The sequence below is a fragment of the Variovorax sp. V15 genome (assembly GCF_041154425.1).
GTDB lineage: Bacteria > Pseudomonadota > Gammaproteobacteria > Burkholderiales > Burkholderiaceae_C > Variovorax > Variovorax guangxiensis.
The window spans coordinates 2,272,707-2,289,624 of record NZ_AP028659.1; the positions used below are offsets into that span (position 1 = coordinate 2,272,707).

A 16,918-nucleotide genomic window follows, 5' to 3' on the forward strand; every position below is an offset into this window, starting at 1 on the left:
GATCAGAGGCCCTCGACGGCGATCATGTTCATGATCGCGGCGCCGGCACGCGCCTCGCGCGCCTTGAGGTACTCGGGCGTCTCGTAGAAGGCCTTCGCCTTCTCGAAGCTGGGGAACTTGAGGATGACGATGCGCGTGGGCTTCCAGTCGCCCTCCAGCGGCTGCACCTGGCCGCCGCGCACGCACACCTCGGCGCCGTGCGCCTGCATGGCGACGGTCGACCACTTCTTGTATTCCTCGTACTGCGTCGGGTTGCTCACCTCGACGTGGGCGATGACGTAGCCGCTGCTCATGCAACCGCCTTCAGCGTCTTGTTGGTGCTGCCCGAACCCTTTTCCTTGTGCTCGAGCGCGGCCTTGATGAAGGCGTTGAAGAGCGGGTGGCCGCCCCACGGAGTCGACTTGAACTCGGGGTGGAACTGCACGCCCATGAACCACGGGTGCACGTCCTGCGGCAGCTCGACGATTTCGGTCAGGTGCTCGCGCTGGGTGAGGGCGGAGATCACGAGGCCGGCCTTGCGCAGCTCGTCGAGGTAGTTCACGTTGGCTTCGTAGCGGTGGCGGTGGCGTTCGGTGACCACGTCGCCGTAGATGCTGTGGGCCAGCGTGCCCGGAGCCACGTCGGAGCTCTGCGCGCCCAGGCGCATGGTGCCGCCGAGGTCGGACTTCTCGTCGCGGATCTTCACGGTGCCGTCGGCGTCCTTCCACTCGGTGATCAGCGCGATCACGGGGGTGGGCGTCTCGGGGTCGAACTCGGTGCTGTTGGCGTTCTTCAGGCCGGCCACGTGGCGGGCGTATTCGATGGTGGCCACCTGCATGCCCAGGCAGATGCCGAGGTAGGGCACCTTGCCCTCGCGGGCGAAGCGCGCGGCCGAGATCTTGCCTTCCACGCCGCGCTGGCCGAAGCCGCCGGGCACCAGGATGGCGTCGTACTTGGCCAGGCGCGAGACGTCCTGCGGCGAGATGGTCTCGGAGTCGATGTAGTCGATCTTCACGCGGGCATGGTTCTTCATGCCGGCATGGCGCAGCGCCTCGTTGAGCGACTTGTAGCTGTCCGACAGGTCGACGTACTTGCCGACCATGGCGATCGAGACTTCCTTCTGCGGATGCTCGACCTCGTAGACCAGCTCGTCCCAGCGCTGCAGCTTGGCGGGCGGGGTGTTGATGCGCAGCTTGTCGCAGATCAGGCCGTCCAGGCCCTGCTCGTGCAGCATGCGGGGCACCTTGTAGATGGTGTCCACGTCCCACATGGAGATAACGCCCCATTCGGGCACGTTCGAGAAGAGCGAGATCTTGGCGCGCTCGTCGTCGGGGATGCGGCGGTCGGCACGGCACAGCAGGGCGTCGGCCTGGATGCCGATCTCGCGCAGCTTCTGCGCCGTGTGCTGGGTGGGCTTGGTCTTGAGCTCGCCGGCGGCGGCGATCCAGGGCACGTAGCTCAGGTGCACGAAGGCCGAGTTGTTCGGGCCCATGCGCAGGCTCATCTGGCGAACGGCCTCCAGGAAGGGCAGCGACTCGATGTCGCCCACGGTGCCGCCGATCTCGACGATGGCCACGTCCACCTCGTGCGCCGTGCCGATGCCGGCGCCGCGCTTGATGTATTCCTGGATTTCGTTGGTGATGTGCGGGATCACCTGCACGGTCTTGCCGAGGTAGTCGCCGCGGCGTTCCTTCTCGAGCACGGTCTTGTAGATCTGGCCGGTCGTGAAGTTGTTGGCCTTGCGCATCCGCGTGTTGATGAAGCGCTCGTAGTGGCCGAGGTCGAGGTCGGTCTCCGCGCCGTCATCGGTGACGAACACTTCACCATGCTGGAAGGGCGACATCGTGCCGGGGTCGACATTGATGTACGGATCGAGCTTGATGAGGGTGACTTGGAGGCCGCGCGATTCGAGGATCGCGGCGAGCGAGGCGGAGGCGATTCCCTTGCCAAGGGAAGAAACGACACCACCGGTGACGAAGACAAATTTGGTCATGCCAGTTCCGGACGCTTGTGAATCCGGGCAGTGGGAAATTGCGATTATAGGTGTGCCCTTCGCGACACCTTTCGAGAAGGGCATCTTTCGTGGGGGCCGCCGCGCACGGCCGCCCGAAGCGGCCGGCCCGCCCCCGGTCGGGGGGGAGGCGAAGACACGAAGTGCGAAGCCTGGGGGTGAGCAACAATACAGCCCATGCAAGACCTCGCCGGCAAACACATCGTCCTGGGCCTCACCGGAGGCATCGCCTGCTACAAGTCGGCCGAGCTGTGCCGGCTGTTCGTCAAGGCGGGGGCGACCGTCCAGGTCGTGATGACCGAGGCAGCGGAGCAGTTCATCACCCCCGTCACCATGCAGGCGCTCTCGGGGCGAACCGTCTACACCTCGCAGTGGGACACCCGCGAGCCCAACAACATGCCGCACATCAACCTGAGCCGCGAGGCGGATGCGATCGTGCTGGCGCCCTGCAGCGCCGACTTCATCGCCCGGCTGGTGCAAGGCCGCTCCGACGACCTGCTGAGCCTGATGTGCCTGGCTCGCCCGATGGACCGCATCCCGCTGCTGATCGCCCCGGCCATGAACCGCGAGATGTGGGCCCATCCGGCCACGCAGCGCAACCTCATGCAGGTTGCGGCCGACGGCGCGACGGTGCTAGGCGTGGGCAGCGGCTGGCAGGCCTGCGGCGAGACCGGCGATGGCCGCATGCTGGAGCCGGCGCAGCTGCTGGAGGACATCACGGCCTTCTTCAGCCCCAAGCTGCTGGCGGGGCAGAAGGTGCTGGTCACGGCCGGCCCGACCTTCGAGGCGCTCGACCCGATCCGCGGCATCACCAACCATTCGTCGGGCAAGATGGGCTTTGCCATTGCTCGCGCGGCCCGCGAGGCGGGCGCCGAAGTCACGCTGGTGGCCGGGCCCGTGCACCTGCCCACGCCGCGCGGCGTGACGCGCGTCGACGTGCTCTCCGCACTGGACATGCTCGAAGCGACCACCCGCGCAGCCCAGAGTGCTAGCATTTTCGTAGCTACGGCTGCAGTTGCCGACTGGCGCCCAGCCAGCCAGAGCGAGCAGAAGATCAAGAAGGACGGCAGCGGCAGGACGCCGGTGCTGAACTTCACCGAAAACCCGGACATCCTCCTTTCCGTCGCGAAGAGCGAGCGGGCGCAGTCGAAGAAGCTCTTCTGCGTGGGCTTCGCCGCCGAGAGCGAGAACCTCGCCGAACACGCCAAGGCCAAGCGCGAGCGCAAGGGCATCCCGCTGCTGGTGGGCAATATCGGCCCGCTGACCTTCGGCCAGGACGACAACGCGCTGCTGCTGGTGGACGCCAACGGCGTGCGCGAGCTCCCGCGCGCCCCCAAGCTCACGCTGGCGCGCGAGCTCATGACCGAGATCGCAGCGCGTCTTCCCGACTGGAGGGTCTGATGAATCCCCAATGGAACACACCGCCGAATGGCGATTTCGCCCGCTATGTGGAGCGGCTGTCCGCGCAGGCGGCGCTGCCGAAGCGGACCGCCGCAGCGCCCGGCGAGCACGGGTTGGACATCGGCATGACGCCGACCTCCGGTCCGCAGGCGCAGGGGCCCGTCACCGCCGCGATGCAACGCGCCGAGCTCCCCAACGGCGAAGTGCCCAGGAAGCAGCCTGGCTCCTTCGATCCGGCGCTGCTCAAGGTGCTGGGCATCTTCGGCGCGGTGGCGTTCCTCGTGCTCTGGGCCGCGGGCGTGCCGTTCGGCGTGCTGATCGTCCTGGCGGCGCTGGCCGCCTGGTTCGGCAGGAAATTGAAGGGCCTGAAGCTCACACCTGGCGTTGCCAAGTGGCAGCAGGTGCTGGAAGAAGCGGCCCGAAAGCAAAGAGAACAGCAACAGAAGCAAGGCAATAACTAGTGAAAGTCGACGTCCGCATCCTCGATCCGCGCATGGTGGATCAATTGCCCGCATACGCCACCCCCGGAAGCGCCGGCCTCGACCTGCGAGCCTGCCTCGATGCCCCCATCACGCTGGAGCCCAACGGCTGGCAGCTGGTGGGCACCGGCATCGCCATCCATCTGGCCGACCCGGCCTATGCGGCGCTGATCCTTCCGCGCTCGGGGCTGGGCCACAAGCACGGCATCGTGCTGGGCAACCTCGTCGGCCTGATCGACAGCGACTACCAGGGCGAGCTGAAGATCAGCGCCTGGAACCGCAGCGACACGCCCTTCGTGCTGAACCCGATGGAGCGGCTGGCGCAGCTGGTGATCGTGCCGGTGGTGCAGGCGCAGTTTCGAGTGGTCACAGAATTTGCACCCACGCAACGAGGCGAGGGCGGCTACGGCTCCACCGGCAAACATTGAGCGAATCCTGAAGATCGGCTGAGTGTCCGGGCGGTAAAGAGCGGAACCGGCCCGGGCCGTACGGCCTCGAAGGTTTCAGTGTGTGAACGGCGTCATCGCGGCCGATGCTGCGGCGTTAGTCAGGCACACGCAGGGTGCATGCATTCATCATCCTTGCATCGTTCTTTCCGAGGAGCCTCCAACATGAAGATCTCAATGCGCTTTGTTTCCGTCACCGCTTCCGTGCTGGCCGTGGCCACGCTCACGGCATGCGTGGCACCGGCGCCGGTCTACCAGACCTCGCGCTATCCCTACCAGGCGCCTCCGCAGGCCATTCCCTACCAGGAAGCTTCCTACGTCGAGTACGGCCACGTGGCCAACATCGAGGTGCTGCGCAGCGAAACCGCCGGCACCGGCACCACGGGCGGCGGTGCCGTCGCCGGTGGCGTCATCGGCGGCGTGGTGGGCAACCAGTTCGGCCGGGGCAATGGCCGTGCCGCGGCGACCGCGCTGGGCATCGTGGGCGGTGCCCTGCTGGGCAACACCATCGAGGCGCAGCAGAACGGTCCGCGCGTCTACGAGATGTACCGCGTCTCGGTGCAGACCGACCGCGGCGGCTATCGCGCCTTCGACGTGCAGAGCCCCGGCGACCTGCGCATCGGCGACCGCGTGCGCATCGACAACGGCCAGATCTCGCGGATGTAAGCCGCGCTTGTTTCAGACGTGAAAAAGCCGGGCATCGCCCGGCTTTTTTCGTATGCGCAGCCTCCGGCCGGATTCGGCGCGTCAGTGCAGCGTCTGGTTGCCCGGCGCCATCGGAGCGACCTTGAAAAAGCCCGTGCCCGCCGTGCCGCGTCCCACTTCTTCCTCGGTAGCCTCGCGCACGGAACGCACGGTGATGTCGAGCCGGATCGCGATGCCCGCCAGCGGATGGTTGCCGTCGAGCACCAGGTGGTCGGGATAGATCTCGGCCACGGTGTAGATCGTGTCCTTCGGAATGTCGGCATTCACGCCCTTGGGCAGTGCGGAGCCGTCGAAGGTCATGCCTTCCTCGGTGCCTTCGGGGAAGAGCGAGCGGGGCTCCAGGAAGAGCAACTGGTCGTTGAAGTCGCCGAAGCCCTGTTCGGGCTCGATCTGCAGTTGCACCCGGGCGCCGGGTTCATGGCCCTGCAGGGCCGCTTCGATCACGTCGAAGAGATCGTCGCCGCCGACCAGGAATTCGACAGGCTCGTCGAGCACATCAAGCACGTCGCCGAGCGTGTCTTTCATCGTCCAGGTCAGGCCGACCACGCATTGTTCAGAGATTTCCATTGCAGAATTCTCCCATGGAGATCAACAAACCGCTGCCCCTGCTGGGCGGCCTGAGCGCCGCGCAGTTCATGCGGCGGCACTGGCAGAAAAAACCCTTGCTCGTGCGGCAGGCGATACCCGCGATGGTGCCACCGATCGAGCGTTCCGAGTTGTTCGCCCTGGCCGAGCGTGAGGACGTCGAATCGCGCCTCATCCGCCACGGCAAGGCCGGCTGGTCGCTCAAGCACGGCCCCCTTGCCCGCCGCGCCCTGCCGTCGCTGAAGCAGCCGGCATGGACGCTGCTGGTGCAGGGCGTCGACCTGCACCACGAGGGCGTGCACGAGCTGATGCGGCAGTTCCGCTTCCTGCCCGACGCGCGCCTCGACGACCTCATGATCAGCTACGCAAGCGATACCGGTGGCGTCGGCGCGCACTTCGACAGCTACGACGTGTTCCTGCTGCAGGCGCACGGGCGCCGGCGCTGGTCCATCGGCAAGCAGAGCGACCTGCGGCTGCAGCAGGGCCTGCCGCTGAAGATCCTCGAGAACTTCGAGCCCGAGCAGAGCTTCGTGCTCGGGCCCGGCGACATGCTCTACCTGCCTCCGCGATACGCCCACGACGGCGTGGCCGTGGGCGGCGACTGCATGACGTATTCCATCGGCCTGCGCTCGTCGGCCCTGGGCGAGCTGGGTGCCGACCTGCTGGCGCGCATGGCGCAGGCCTATGCGGAAGACCTGGAAGACGCGGGCCCGACCGAACTCGCGCGGTACCGCGATCCGACGCAGCCCGCCGTCGATGCGCCCGCCGCGATGCCCGCGGCCCTGCAGGGTTTCGCGCGCAAGGCCATCGAGGCGGCGCTGCGCGATGCCGATGCCATCGACCGTGCCCTTGGCGAGTCGCTCACCGAGCCCAAGGCGAATGTCTGGTTCGATGAAAGCGGTGAGGCACCAGCGGCCATGCAGCACGTGAAGCTCGACCGCCGCACGCGCATGCTCTACGACGCGCGGCACATCTACATCAACGGCGAGAGCTTTCGCGCGGGCGGCGCCGATGCGACGCTGATGCGCAAGCTGGCCGACCGCCGCGAGCTCGGCGCGCGCGAACTCTCGCGAGCGAGCGAAGGCGCTCTTGCGCTGCTGGGCGAGTGGTGCGAAGCAGGGTGGCTCCATGCCGGATGAGGCGCCCCGCCCGTCATTGCCCGAGGGCCGCTTCGATGGCCGGGAGGCCTTCGACGTGCTCCTGCGCAACGCACTCTCGGCCGCGGCGCGCGAAGGCTGGAAGGAGATCGTCTTCAGCGACCCCGATTTCGCCGACTGGCCCCTCGGCGAGCGCGCGGTCATCGAGGCATTGCAGGCCTGGGCCGCGAGCGGCCGCCGCCTGATGCTGCTCGCGCGGCGCTACGACATTCTCGAACGCGGCCATGCGCGCTTCGTCGCATGGCGCCGCATGTGGGACCACATCATCGAATGCAGGGCCGCAGGCAAGGCATCGGGCATGGAAGTGCCGAGCGCCATCTGGACGCCTTCATGGTTCGCGCATCGAATCGACCCAGAACGAAGCAGGGGCGTGAGCGGCGCAGACGCACGCGCGCGCAGCGAATTGCGCGAGGCCATCGAAGAGTGCTGGCGCATGGGCCGGCCCGCGTTTCCGGCATCGACACTCGGCTTGTAAGCCAATGCCGCGAATGCGGCCGCGAGACATATTCAGGCGGATATGCAGGTCTAGAATTTTTTCGTTCCAGACCTTCATTGCCAAAGGAGATTCCATGAAGAAGTCATCGTCCGTCCTGATCGCCTCTCTGATTGCCGCTGCCGCGCTCGTCGCCTGCGGCAAGAAGGAGGATGCAGCGCCGGCTGTCGTGACGCCGCCTCCTGCGCCCGTGACTGAACCCGCACCCGCGCCCGCTGCTCCCGCTCCCGCGCCATCGGCCGATCCGGGCGCATCGTCCTCGTCGTCGACCGCGCCTTCTTCGGGCTCGCAGTCGGCGCTCGATGCCGCGAACGCAGCCACCGAGGCCGCGAAGAAGAATGAAGCGCCGAAGCAGTAAGCAGCAAGCGCTGCATCAGCCATGAAAAAGCCGCCATGAGGCGGCTTTTTTTCTTAGGAGAGCGTGAGGGCCCTGGCGCTCAGACGTCGAGCCAGGGCGAGCCTGCGCTGGCCGTGGCCGTCAGCATCTCCGACTCGTTGCCGCCCAGCGCTTCGGCCATGAGGCGCCGCACGATCTCGGGCCGGTTGTTCTGCTCGCTCAGGTGCGCCGCGACCACGTGCCGCATGCCGTCGTGCACCAGCGCGCGTGCGATCTCGGCCGCGGCGGTGTTCGACAGGTGCCCGTAGTTGCCGCCCACGCGGTGCTTGAGGAAGGGCGGGTAGCTCGAGTTCGCGAGCAGCTCGCTGTCATGGTTGAACTCCAGCAGCAGCGAATGCACGCCGGCCAGCCGGGTCAGCACGTGCGTCGTTGCATGGCCCAGGTCGGTCAGCACACCCAGCGTGCGATTGCCGTCGGTACAGCGCAATTGCAGCGGTTCGCGCGCATCGTGCGGAACGGTGAAGGGCTGCACGCAGAGGTCGCCGACCCTGAACTCGGCATCGTCGCGCGCGAGGTGCAGCAGGCCCTCGAAGTCGCGCCCGCCTGTGGCGAGCCACGTGCCTTCGCTCATCCAGACTGGAATGCGATTGCGCCGCGACAGCGAATGGGCGCAGCCGATGTGGTCGCCGTGCTCGTGGGTCACGAAGACCGCGTCGATGTCGCTGGCTGCAAGGCCTGCCTGGGCCAGGCGCAGGTCGAGCTGCTTGAGGCCGAAGCCGCAGTCGACGAGGAGGCGGGAGGTGCGGCCGGCGCTGGTCGTCTCGACCAGCGCGGCGTTGCCCGTGCTGCCGCTGCCGAGGCTTCGGAAGCGGAGCATGCGGGTTATCTCAGGTCGTCGGCGATGACCTTGACGATGCGCTCGGCGTTGACCGAGGTTTCGGGTGCGCCGGCTTCGTTGAGCACCGACACCGTGGTCGATTCACCCTGGCTCTTGACCGAGATGCGGAACTTCGCGGGCGCCTCGGCCTTGCTCGAGCCACCGAACAGCTTGCCGAAGAAGCCGGGCTCCTTCTTGTCGGGGTTCGGCGGCACGTAGCGCACGTAGTAGACGCCGGCGCTGCGGTCGCGGTCTTCCACGGTGAAGCCGGTGCGATCGAGCGCGAGGCCGACGCGGCGCCATGCGCGGTCGAAGCCTTCGCTGATCTGCACGACCGGCTGGTTGCCGACCTTGGCGATGGTGGCGGTCTTGGGCGTCGCGGTGGTCGCGGCCAGGATCTTCGACTGCTCCTGCGACACGCCGAGCTTGACCATCAGGCGGCGCAGGAATTCGGTCTCGAGCTCAGGATCGCTGGGGCGCGGCTGCCACACGGTCTGGTCCTGGCGGGAGTTGTTGTAGACCTCCTGCATGCCGCGATGGCTGATGAAGATCTCGGTGCCGGTGGTGGTGCGCTCCAGGCGGGTGCGGAAGCGGTCGAGCTCGCCGGTGGAGTAGACCGAGTCGACCAGCTTGCCCAGCGTGCCGCGGATGATGTCCTGCGGCAGCTTGGCGCGGTTCTCGGCCCAGTCGGTTTCCATGATGCCCAGGTTGCGCTGGTCGGTGGTCAGCAGGAAGCCGTTTTCCTGCCAGAAGTCCTTCACCGGGTCCCAGAGCTGGTCGGGCGTGCGATTGACCACGATCCAGCGCTGCGTGCCCGAGCGCTCCATGCGCACGTCGCCGATGTTGGCCACCGCGGTGGGGACGCCGGGCGCGTTGGCAATGCCTGCCTGGTACGAGTTTGCGCTCACGGCGCCGCCGGGGATGGCGTAGCGGTTGTCGCGCGAAAGCTGGGAGAGATCGGGCGGGACTTCGAGCGTCGGGGCCTTGCCTGCGCTCTTGTAGTCGATCTTGTCGCTCTCGAGGACGGAGCAGGCGGCGAGGCTGGCAACGAGGGCCAGCAGTGCAAGTCGCGAAAGGTTCTTCAACGTCGTCTTCCTTGTTGGAATGGTTCGGTCAATCTAGGGGCCGCAGTGCCCGCCGCCATCTCTGAGCGCGGTTCGGGCAAAAGGTTGCTTAACCTTGCTGTGGCCAGGGGAAAGGCAGGTCCGGGACGTGCTGGAGAGGAGTGCTCAGCCCTTCAGCAGGCCGGTGGCGCGCAGGGCGCCTTCGACCGCGGGGCGGCTCGCTTCGCCGAGTTCGGTGAGCGGCAGGCGCAGCGCGCCGCCACACAGGCCGAGCCGTGCCATCGCCCACTTCAGCGGGATCGGGTTGGGCTCGACGAACAGGTTGCGGTGCAGCGGCATGAGCTCGAACTGGATCTGCATGGCGCGCTTCACGTCGCCCGCCAGCGCGGCGACGCACAGCTCGTGCATCTTGCGCGGCGCGATGTTGGCCGTGACGCTGATGTTGCCCTGGCCGCCGCAGAGCATGAGCGCGACCGCGGTCGGGTCGTCGCCGGAATAGACGGCGAAGTTCTTCGGCACTTCGCGGATGAGCCACTGGGCCCGCTCGATGTTGCCGGTGGCTTCCTTGATGCCGATGATGCCGGGCACCTGCGCCAGGCGCAGCACGGTGTCGTGCGCCATATCGGCGACGGTGCGGCCGGGCACGTTGTACAGCACGATGGGCAGGTCGCCCACGGCCTCGGCGATGGCCTTGAAGTGCTGGTACTGGCCCTCTTGCGTGGGCTTGTTGTAGTAGGGCACGACCTGGAGCTGCGAGTCGGCGCCCACGCCCTTGGCGAACTTGGCGAGCTCGATGGCTTCCTTGGTGGAGTTCGCGCCGCAGCCGGCCATCACGGGCACGCGACCCTTGGCCTGCTCGACCGAGACGCGGATGATTTCGCAGTGCTCCTCGACATCGACCGTCGGCGATTCGCCGGTGGTGCCGACCACGCCCAGGCAGTCGGTGCCTTCTTCGATGTGCCAGTCGATGAGTCGCCGCAGGGCGGGGTAGTCGACACTGCCGTCGTCGTGCATCGGCGTGACGAGCGCGACGATGCTGCCTGTCAGTTGCTCCAAGGGGAATCTCTTTGTCGGTGGACGAAAGCGCCGATTCTACTTACTCCGGCGCCCCGCCAGACAGCGGCCCCGGGCCCCTTAGTTTCCCTTAAGGAAGCGGCGCGCCGGCAGACCGGAATCGGCCGCGGGCGGGCGAACGGCCGCGATGCGCTGCACGAAGCGCTCCGGCTGCGCGATGAACCCGTCCTCGTAGGCCACCACGCTCAGTCCGGCGCAGGCCGTCAGCAGTTCGCCCGGCTGCAGCAGGAAGTCGGGCCGCGAGGGCTTGCCGACGGTTTCGTTGCCCGTGGCGAAGGTCTCGTAGAGCAGCACGCCGCCCGGCGCCACGGCGGCAACGATGTCGGCCATGCGCGGGCGCCAGAGGTAGTTGGTGACGACCACGGCACCGAAGGCCCGGCCGGAGAAGGGCCAGGAACCGGATTCGATGTCGGCCTCGATCACCTTGCCGAACGTGCTTGCCGCCTCGACAGCCTCGGGAGAGCGGTCGACGCCGGTGACCGCGTGCCCGCGTCCGGCGAACCACTTCATGTGCCGCCCGGCGCCGCAGGCCACGTCCAGCACCGACGCGCCGGTCGCAAGCAGGTGCGACCACCGGACGATCCATTCGGAAGGTGCACCCAGGCCGTGCATCGGCGCTATTTCTTTCATAGCAATGAGGCTCAGAAGCAGGACCAGATCTGGTCGACCAGCGTCACCAGGAAGTCCGGATGAACGTACAGCGCGAACACGCCGCCCAGCACCGCCAGCGCGGCGGCCAGCCAGCCTGCGTGGACGATGTGATGGCGCATCCGGGTAGTCATGGCCCTGTTTTACACGCAAACCGGCTGCGGATCAGCCCGCGGCGCCCACCGGCTGCGGACCGCGCGGAATGGCGCTTTCCTTCACCGGCAGGTTGACCACCGCCGCGAACACGCCCAGCGCGATCGCGATGTACCAGACGATGTCGTAGCTGCCCGTGGTGTCGTACAGGTAGCCCCCGAGCCACACGCCCAGGAAGGAGCCGACCTGGTGGCTCAGGAACACGAAGCCGCTGAGCATCGAAAGGTGCGCCACGCCGAAGATGCCCGCCACGATGGCGTTGGTGGCCGGTACCGTGGACAGCCACAGGAAGCCCATCGCCGCGGAGAAGAAGTACACGCTCATCGGCGAGATCGGCGCCATCAGGAAGAGCGCGATCGATACCGCCCGCGCGAAGTAGATGGCCGCCAGGATCTTCCGTTTGGCCAGCTTCTGCCCCAGCAGCCCCACCGTGTAGGTGCCAAACACGTTGAACAGGCCGATCAGCGCCAGCGCGTAGCCCGCCACCTCGGCCGGCAGGCTGCGGTCGCGCAGGTAGGTCGGCATGTGGATGCCGATGAAGGCCAGCTGGAAGCCGCAGACGAAGTAGCCCGCCATCAGCAGGCCGAAGCTCGGGTAGCGGAAGGCCTCGCCCACCGCCTGCATCACCGACTGCTCGCGGTGGCCGGCCAGCGCCGCCGTCTTCGGCTCGCGCAGCCCGAAGGCCAGGGGAACGATCACCAGTGCCAGTACCGCCACCACCGCGAGCGCGGTCTGCCAGCCCAGGCTGCCGATCAGCCGGCCCTCGATGGGCGCCATCAGGAACTGCCCGAACGAGCCGGCCGCCGCCGCCACGCCCATCGCCCAGGAGCGCCGTTCGGCCGGAATCTGCCGCCCGATCACGCCGTAGATCACCGCGTAGGTGGAGCCCGCCTGCGCCGCGCCGATCAGGATGCCCGCGCTCAGCGTGAAGAGCAGCGGCGTCGGCGAATGCGCCATGCCGAACAGCCCCAGCGCATAGAGGAGCGAGCCGCCGATCAGCACCCGGAACGCGCCGAACCTGTCGGCCAGCATGCCCGCGAACACGCCGAAGATGCCCCAGGAGAGGTTCTGCACCGCCAGCGCGAACGAGAAGGTCTGCCGGCTCCAGTCCTGCGCCTGCGTGATCGGCTGCAGCCACAGGCCGAAGCCGTGGCGTATGCCCATCGACAGCGTGACGATCATCGCCCCGCAGAAAAGTACTTGCTTGACCGAGAGGGCGGGGGCGGCTGGGGATTGCATGACTTCGAATGTAACTATTCGCCTGCTCCAGCAGGTGGCACGTCGGCCAAAGCCATTGATGATTTATCGGTCGCATTTCGATGCGGTGGACGCATCAAAGCCGCTGCTGTATGGGCATCCAGTTGTTTGAACGGCGACTGACTACAATCCGCCCCCATGGCGACTCCCCCCAAGACTTCCCCCAGCTCATCGTCCGCCTCCTCCGGCTATTCGGAAGGCTCCATCCGCGTGCTCAAGGGCCTCGAGCCCGTCAAGCAGCGCCCGGGCATGTACACCCGCACCGACAACCCGCTGCACATCATCCAGGAAGTGCTCGACAACGCCGCCGACGAGGCGCTGGCGGGTCACGGCAAGAAGATCAAGGTCACGCTGCACACCGACGGCTCGGTCAGTGTTGAAGACGACGGCCGGGGCATTCCCTTCGGCCTGCATCCGGAAGAGAAGGCGCCCGTGGTCGAGCTGGTCTACACCCGGCTGCATGCCGGCGGCAAGTTCGACAAGGGCTCGGGCGGCGCCTACAGCTTCTCGGGCGGCCTGCATGGCGTGGGCGTGTCGGTGACCAACGCGCTGTCGAAGCGGCTCGAAGTGGCCACGCACCGCGAGGGCTCGGTCGCGAAGCTGGCCTTCAGCGGCGGCGACGTGATCGAGGCGCTGGAGGTCCGCAAGCTCGAATCCGGCGAGCGCAAGCAGGGCACGACGGTTCGCGCCTGGCCCGACGCCAAGTACTTCGAGACCGCCGCACTGCCCATGGGCGAACTCACCCACCTGCTGCGCAGCAAGGCCGTGCTGATGCCCGGCGTGAGCGTCACGCTCGTCAACGAGAAGACCAAGGAAACGCAGCAGTGGCTCTACAAGGGCGGCCTGAGCGACTACCTGATGCAGACGCTCAGCAGCGACCCGGTCATTCCGCTGTTCGAGGGTAGCGGCCATGCCGACAAGAACGCCGACAACTTCGCCGAAGGCGAGGGCGCCGACTGGGCCGTCGCCTTCACCGAGGAAGGCCAGCCGGTGCGCGAGAGCTACGTCAACCTGATTCCCACCAGCGCCGGCGGCACGCACGAAAGCGGCCTGCGCGACGGCCTGTTCAATGCGGTGAAGAGCTTCATCGAGCTGCACTCGCTGCTGCCCAAGGGCGTGAAGCTGCTGCCCGAGGACGTGTTCGCGCGCGCTTCGTACGTGCTGAGCGCCAAGGTGCTCGACCCGCAGTTCCAGGGCCAGATCAAGGAGCGCCTGAATTCGCGCGACGCGGTGCGCCTTGTGTCCAGCTTCGTGCGCCCCGCGCTGGAGCTGTGGCTCAACCAGCACGTCGACTACGGCCGCAAGCTGGCCGAACTGGCCATCAAGGCCGCCCAGACCCGCCAGCGCGCCGGCCAGAAGGTCGAGAAGCGCAAGGGTTCTGGTGTGGCCGTCTTGCCCGGCAAGCTGACCGATTGCGAGAGCAAGGACACCAGCCACAACGAAGTCTTCCTGGTGGAGGGCGACTCCGCCGGCGGCAGCGCCAAGATGGGCCGCGACAAGGAAAGCCAGGCCATCCTGCCGCTGCGCGGCAAGGTGCTCAACACCTGGGAGGTGGAGCGCGACCGGCTCTTCGCCAACACCGAAATCCACGACATCTCGGTCGCCATCGGCGTCGACCCGCACGGCCCCGGCGATTCGCCCGATCTCAGCGGCCTGCGCTACGGCAAGATCTGCATCCTGAGCGATGCCGACGTGGACGGCTCCCACATCCAGGTGCTGCTGCTCACGCTTTTCTTCCGGCACTTTCCGAAACTCATCGAAGCCGGCCATGTGTATGTCGCGAAGCCGCCATTGTTCCGGGTCGATGCCCCCGCGCGCGGCAAGAAACCGGCCTCCAAGGTCTATGCTCTGGACGAAGGCGAACTGACCGCCACGCTCGACAAGCTCCGCAAGGACGGCGTGCGCGAGGGCGCCTGGAGCATCAGCCGCTTCAAGGGCCTGGGCGAAATGAGCGCGGAACAATTGTGGGAAACCACGCTCAATCCTGACACCCGGCGCCTGATGCAGGTCCAATTGGGCCGCTTCGATTTCACGTCCACCCAGGGCGAAATCACCAAGCTGATGGGCAAGGGCGAAGCGGCGGCGCGGCGCGAGCTCATGGAGTTGCGCGCCGATGACGTCGATATCGACGTCTGATTTTTCCTTCTCCTCCACTAGCACGCATGTCGGTTTTGAAGCGCTTGTTGCCATTGGTCGTCCTGCTGTTTTGCATGCAGCAAGCGCCGGCGCACGCCGCCGACATCTACGGCTACATCGACGCCAAGGGCAACGCGCACTTCGCCTCCGAGAAGCTCGACGAGCGCTACCAGATCTTCTTCCGCGGCGGCCAGAGCTTCGACACCGCCAACGGCATCGCCCCGCTGGGCCGCGGCGTGGGCAAACTCGACGGCAAGGTGCCGCCGGCCTCGCAGAGCCTGCTGGCGATGTTCGAGGCCTCGCCCAGCTACAAGACCGCCAAGTCGGCGCTGCGCGACGCGGCGAGCAAGCACGCGATCGACTACGAACTGCTGCAGGCACTGGTCGCCACTGAGTCGGGCTTCGATGCGCAGGCCGTTTCGCCCAAGGGCGCGATGGGCCTGATGCAGCTGATGCCGGCCACGGCTCAGCGCTATGGCGTGTCGGCGGACAAGCGCGCGACCATCGAGAAGAAGCTGTTCGACCCGCGCATCAACATCGCCGCCGGCTCGCGCTACCTGCGGGACCTGATCGCGATGTTCCCGGGGCAGATCGAGCTCGCGCTGGCCGCCTACAACGCCGGCGAGGGCGCGGTGCAGCGGGCGGGCAACAAGATCCCGAACTACAAGGAAACGCAGAACTACGTGCAGACCGTGCTGCAGCTGTACGCGTACCTCAAGCCTTCGGTGGCTTCGGGCGGTGGGAGCGGCGCCGTGCGCGGTGGCAAGACGCCGGGACGCATCCGCATGGAGCTGACCGTGCCGCAGGGCGGCGCGCTCGGCCGCGGCAACATGCCGTCGGATTCGCCGCGCAACATGCCGGCCATGCCCGACATTCCCGACATTCCCGAGCCGCCGGCGGTGCCCACGGGCGCGGCCGATGCGCCACCGGGCACGCCGATGTCCTGATCGACCGGAGGAGGGGAGGAGGCCATGGATCGTCGAAGCTTCGTTCTCACGACTGCTGCGGGCATGGTGGCGGGCAGCGCACGCGCGCAGCATCCGGCCACGCACGACACGCTGCCGCCCGTGCCTTCCTCGGCCGAGCCCTATGCGCGTCTGCAGGGCGGTGTGCCGCACCACATGACGCCCGAGCAGGAAGCCCAGCGCTTCACCGACAGCTCCGCACCGCCCGGTCCGCAGGGGCGATGGGAGCCGCGCGCCGCATTGCCGATTCCCCGCAGCGAGATGGCCTGGGCCACCGCGGCGATGGGCCGCATGCACGTGGTCGGCGGCTACGGCGAAGGCAAGGTCAACCGCGACTACCACCACATCTACGACCCGAAGGCCGACCGCTGGCTCGACGGCGCGCCGCTGCCCCGCGGTGCCAACCACGTCGCTGTGACCGCCGATGGCGGCCGCGTCTACGCGCTGGGCGGTTTCGTCGAGCAGAACCGGCGCTCCGACACCAACGCCTACGTCTACGACATCGCCGCCAACCGCTGGAGCGCCATCGCGCCGCTGCCGCGTCCGCGTGGCGCCGCAGCCGCCGTGATGCTCGACGGCGCGCTGCACCTGATCGGCGGCGCGTCCGAACCCGCCGCGGAGCGCGCGAGCGTGGGTTGGCACGAGGTCTACGACCCGAAGGCCGACCGCTGGTCGACTCGTAAACCGCTGCCCGGCGCGCGCGACCACGTGGGCTGCGTGTCGCACGGCGGCCGGATCCACGTGGTCGGCGGGCGCTTCAACACCTTCGAATTCAACACCGACCTGCACCACGTCTACCTGCCCGCGCGCGACACCTGGGAGCTGCGCTCGTCGCTGCCCACCGCGCGCTCGGGCCACGGGCTCGTGGTGTACCGCGGCCGCTTCTTCGCCATGGGCGGAGAGGGCGGCATCCTCGTCGACGGCGTACCGCGCCAGGCGAAGGTGTTCGGCCAGATGGAAAGCTACAACCCCGTCGACGACACCTGGCAGCGACACGCCCCGATGACCACGCCGCGCCACGCCGTGGGCGCGGCCGTCGTCGGCGACTGGATCTACGTGGCCGGCGGCGGCGCGGTGCTCGGCGGCGCCGTACAGTCCGCGGTCCACGAGGCCTTTACGCTCGGCTGAACGCGCAGCCGGCAACAACAAAA

General features: G+C 67.5%; 19 protein-coding genes. 10 read left to right on the top strand and 9 right to left on the bottom strand.

What is annotated here, in order from left to right; translation table 11 throughout:
• Positions 1–2: 2 nt before the first annotated feature.
• Both ACAM57_RS10760 and ACAM57_RS10765 read right to left on the bottom strand, forming a co-directional pair.
• Positions 3–293 carry a DUF1330 domain-containing protein gene (locus ACAM57_RS10760; protein WP_369661624.1) on the bottom strand — a complete coding sequence of 97 codons (291 nt, stop codon included), beginning with the start codon at positions 291–293 and terminating at the stop codon, positions 3–5.
• Positions 290–1,972, bottom strand: coding sequence for a CTP synthase (locus tag ACAM57_RS10765; RefSeq protein WP_184641301.1), 1,683 nt, complete (start codon positions 1,970–1,972; stop codon positions 290–292). Before ACAM57_RS10765 ends, ACAM57_RS10760 begins: the two co-directional genes overlap by 4 nt.
• Before the next feature lie 195 nt (positions 1,973–2,167).
• Between ACAM57_RS10765 and coaBC the strand changes: the two genes are divergently transcribed.
• The 4 genes from coaBC (at position 2,168) to ACAM57_RS10785 (ending at position 4,982) form a co-directional block, all read left to right on the top strand.
• Complete coding sequence (gene coaBC / locus ACAM57_RS10770) at positions 2,168–3,391, top strand: bifunctional phosphopantothenoylcysteine decarboxylase/phosphopantothenate--cysteine ligase CoaBC (protein ID WP_369661625.1); 1,224 nt, start codon at positions 2,168–2,170, stop codon at positions 3,389–3,391.
• Positions 3,391–3,852, top strand: a complete 462-nt coding sequence (locus tag ACAM57_RS10775) for a hypothetical protein (RefSeq protein ID WP_369661626.1) — start codon at positions 3,391–3,393, stop codon at positions 3,850–3,852. The genes coaBC and ACAM57_RS10775 overlap by 1 nt, the downstream gene beginning before the upstream one ends.
• Positions 3,852–4,298: a dUTP diphosphatase gene (gene dut / locus ACAM57_RS10780; RefSeq protein WP_019655978.1), complete on the top strand. Its 447-nt coding sequence runs from the start codon at positions 3,852–3,854 to the stop codon at positions 4,296–4,298. Before ACAM57_RS10775 ends, dut begins: the two co-directional genes overlap by 1 nt.
• A 183-nt stretch (positions 4,299–4,481) precedes the next feature.
• Positions 4,482–4,982 carry a glycine zipper 2TM domain-containing protein gene (locus ACAM57_RS10785; protein ID WP_126021744.1) on the top strand — a complete coding sequence of 167 codons (501 nt, stop codon included), beginning with the start codon at positions 4,482–4,484 and terminating at the stop codon, positions 4,980–4,982.
• Between the two features lie 81 nt (positions 4,983–5,063).
• Here ACAM57_RS10785 and ACAM57_RS10790 read toward each other — a convergent pair whose 3' ends face one another.
• Positions 5,064–5,588, bottom strand: coding sequence for a peptidylprolyl isomerase (locus ACAM57_RS10790; protein WP_369661627.1), 525 nt, complete (start codon positions 5,586–5,588; stop codon positions 5,064–5,066).
• 14 nt (positions 5,589–5,602) lie between these two features.
• Between ACAM57_RS10790 and ACAM57_RS10795 the strand changes: the two genes are divergently transcribed.
• From ACAM57_RS10795 to ACAM57_RS10805, 3 genes are all read left to right on the top strand, one after another.
• Complete coding sequence (locus ACAM57_RS10795) at positions 5,603–6,745, top strand: cupin domain-containing protein (protein WP_369661628.1); 1,143 nt, start codon at positions 5,603–5,605, stop codon at positions 6,743–6,745.
• A complete protein-coding gene (locus ACAM57_RS10800) occupies positions 6,735–7,238 on the top strand; it encodes a hypothetical protein (protein WP_369661629.1) in 504 nt (167 codons plus the stop codon). The genes ACAM57_RS10795 and ACAM57_RS10800 overlap by 11 nt, the downstream gene beginning before the upstream one ends.
• Positions 7,239–7,332: 94 nt before the next feature.
• Positions 7,333–7,614 carry a hypothetical protein gene (locus ACAM57_RS10805; protein ID WP_019655983.1) on the top strand — a complete coding sequence of 94 codons (282 nt, stop codon included), beginning with the start codon at positions 7,333–7,335 and terminating at the stop codon, positions 7,612–7,614.
• 79 nt (positions 7,615–7,693) lie between these two features.
• Here ACAM57_RS10805 and ACAM57_RS10810 read toward each other — a convergent pair whose 3' ends face one another.
• From ACAM57_RS10810 to ACAM57_RS10835, 6 genes are all read right to left on the bottom strand, one after another.
• On the bottom strand, positions 7,694–8,470 hold the full coding sequence (locus ACAM57_RS10810) for an MBL fold metallo-hydrolase (protein ID WP_369661630.1): 777 nt from the start codon (positions 8,468–8,470) through the stop codon (positions 7,694–7,696).
• A gap of 5 nt (positions 8,471–8,475) precedes the next feature.
• Positions 8,476–9,555 carry an outer membrane protein assembly factor BamC gene (gene bamC, locus ACAM57_RS10815; protein WP_184641295.1) on the bottom strand — a complete coding sequence of 360 codons (1,080 nt, stop codon included), beginning with the start codon at positions 9,553–9,555 and terminating at the stop codon, positions 8,476–8,478.
• A gap of 144 nt (positions 9,556–9,699) precedes the next feature.
• Positions 9,700–10,590: a 4-hydroxy-tetrahydrodipicolinate synthase gene (gene dapA, locus ACAM57_RS10820; protein ID WP_126021750.1), complete on the bottom strand. Its 891-nt coding sequence runs from the start codon at positions 10,588–10,590 to the stop codon at positions 9,700–9,702.
• Between the two features lie 78 nt (positions 10,591–10,668).
• Positions 10,669–11,238, bottom strand: a complete 570-nt coding sequence (locus ACAM57_RS10825; protein WP_369661631.1) for a class I SAM-dependent methyltransferase — start codon at positions 11,236–11,238, stop codon at positions 10,669–10,671.
• An 11-nt stretch (positions 11,239–11,249) separates the two neighbouring features.
• On the bottom strand, positions 11,250–11,390 hold the full coding sequence (locus ACAM57_RS10830; RefSeq protein ID WP_369661632.1) for a hypothetical protein: 141 nt from the start codon (positions 11,388–11,390) through the stop codon (positions 11,250–11,252).
• A 31-nt stretch (positions 11,391–11,421) separates the two neighbouring features.
• Positions 11,422–12,648 (bottom strand): MFS transporter, encoded by a 1,227-nt coding sequence (locus ACAM57_RS10835; protein WP_126021752.1) that lies wholly within the window; start codon positions 12,646–12,648, stop codon positions 11,422–11,424.
• 156 nt (positions 12,649–12,804) lie between these two features.
• On the opposite strand from ACAM57_RS10835, the gene ACAM57_RS10840 reads away from it, so the two are divergent.
• The 3 genes from ACAM57_RS10840 (at position 12,805) to ACAM57_RS10850 (ending at position 16,895) form a co-directional block, all read left to right on the top strand.
• On the top strand, positions 12,805–14,802 hold the full coding sequence (locus ACAM57_RS10840) for a DNA topoisomerase IV subunit B (protein WP_126021753.1): 1,998 nt from the start codon (positions 12,805–12,807) through the stop codon (positions 14,800–14,802).
• A 74-nt stretch (positions 14,803–14,876) separates the two neighbouring features.
• Entirely contained in the window at positions 14,877–15,749 is an 873-nt protein-coding gene (locus tag ACAM57_RS10845; protein WP_369661633.1) for a lytic transglycosylase domain-containing protein, read from the top strand.
• A 24-nt stretch (positions 15,750–15,773) separates the two neighbouring features.
• Complete coding sequence (locus ACAM57_RS10850; protein ID WP_369661634.1) at positions 15,774–16,895, top strand: Kelch repeat-containing protein; 1,122 nt, start codon at positions 15,774–15,776, stop codon at positions 16,893–16,895.
• Positions 16,896–16,918 lie beyond the last annotated feature (23 nt).

What these genes read in the sequence shown, in the direction of transcription:
- ACAM57_RS10790 (WP_369661627.1), bottom strand. Translation starts at nt 5,588, where the DNA reads ATGGAAATCTCTGAACAATGCGTGGTCGGCCTGACCTGGACGATGAAA.
- ACAM57_RS10805 (WP_019655983.1), top strand. Translation starts at nt 7,333, where the DNA reads ATGAAGAAGTCATCGTCCGTCCTGATCGCCTCTCTGATTGCCGCTGCC.
- ACAM57_RS10795 (WP_369661628.1), top strand. Translation starts at nt 5,603, where the DNA reads ATGGAGATCAACAAACCGCTGCCCCTGCTGGGCGGCCTGAGCGCCGCG.
- ACAM57_RS10850 (WP_369661634.1), top strand. Translation starts at nt 15,774, where the DNA reads ATGGATCGTCGAAGCTTCGTTCTCACGACTGCTGCGGGCATGGTGGCG.
- ACAM57_RS10810 (WP_369661630.1), bottom strand. Translation starts at nt 8,470, where the DNA reads ATGCTCCGCTTCCGAAGCCTCGGCAGCGGCAGCACGGGCAACGCCGCG.
- ACAM57_RS10845 (WP_369661633.1), top strand. Translation starts at nt 14,877, where the DNA reads ATGCAGCAAGCGCCGGCGCACGCCGCCGACATCTACGGCTACATCGAC.
- ACAM57_RS10760 (WP_369661624.1), bottom strand. Translation starts at nt 293, where the DNA reads ATGAGCAGCGGCTACGTCATCGCCCACGTCGAGGTGAGCAACCCGACG.
- ACAM57_RS10800 (WP_369661629.1), top strand. Translation starts at nt 6,735, where the DNA reads ATGCCGGATGAGGCGCCCCGCCCGTCATTGCCCGAGGGCCGCTTCGAT.
- ACAM57_RS10785 (WP_126021744.1), top strand. Translation starts at nt 4,482, where the DNA reads ATGAAGATCTCAATGCGCTTTGTTTCCGTCACCGCTTCCGTGCTGGCC.
- ACAM57_RS10825 (WP_369661631.1), bottom strand. Translation starts at nt 11,238, where the DNA reads ATGAAAGAAATAGCGCCGATGCACGGCCTGGGTGCACCTTCCGAATGG.
- ACAM57_RS10830 (WP_369661632.1), bottom strand. Translation starts at nt 11,390, where the DNA reads ATGACTACCCGGATGCGCCATCACATCGTCCACGCAGGCTGGCTGGCC.
- ACAM57_RS10775 (WP_369661626.1), top strand. Translation starts at nt 3,391, where the DNA reads ATGAATCCCCAATGGAACACACCGCCGAATGGCGATTTCGCCCGCTAT.
- ACAM57_RS10840 (WP_126021753.1), top strand. Translation starts at nt 12,805, where the DNA reads ATGGCGACTCCCCCCAAGACTTCCCCCAGCTCATCGTCCGCCTCCTCC.
- coaBC (WP_369661625.1), top strand. Translation starts at nt 2,168, where the DNA reads ATGCAAGACCTCGCCGGCAAACACATCGTCCTGGGCCTCACCGGAGGC.
- ACAM57_RS10765 (WP_184641301.1), bottom strand. Translation starts at nt 1,972, where the DNA reads ATGACCAAATTTGTCTTCGTCACCGGTGGTGTCGTTTCTTCCCTTGGC.
- ACAM57_RS10835 (WP_126021752.1), bottom strand. Translation starts at nt 12,648, where the DNA reads ATGCAATCCCCAGCCGCCCCCGCCCTCTCGGTCAAGCAAGTACTTTTC.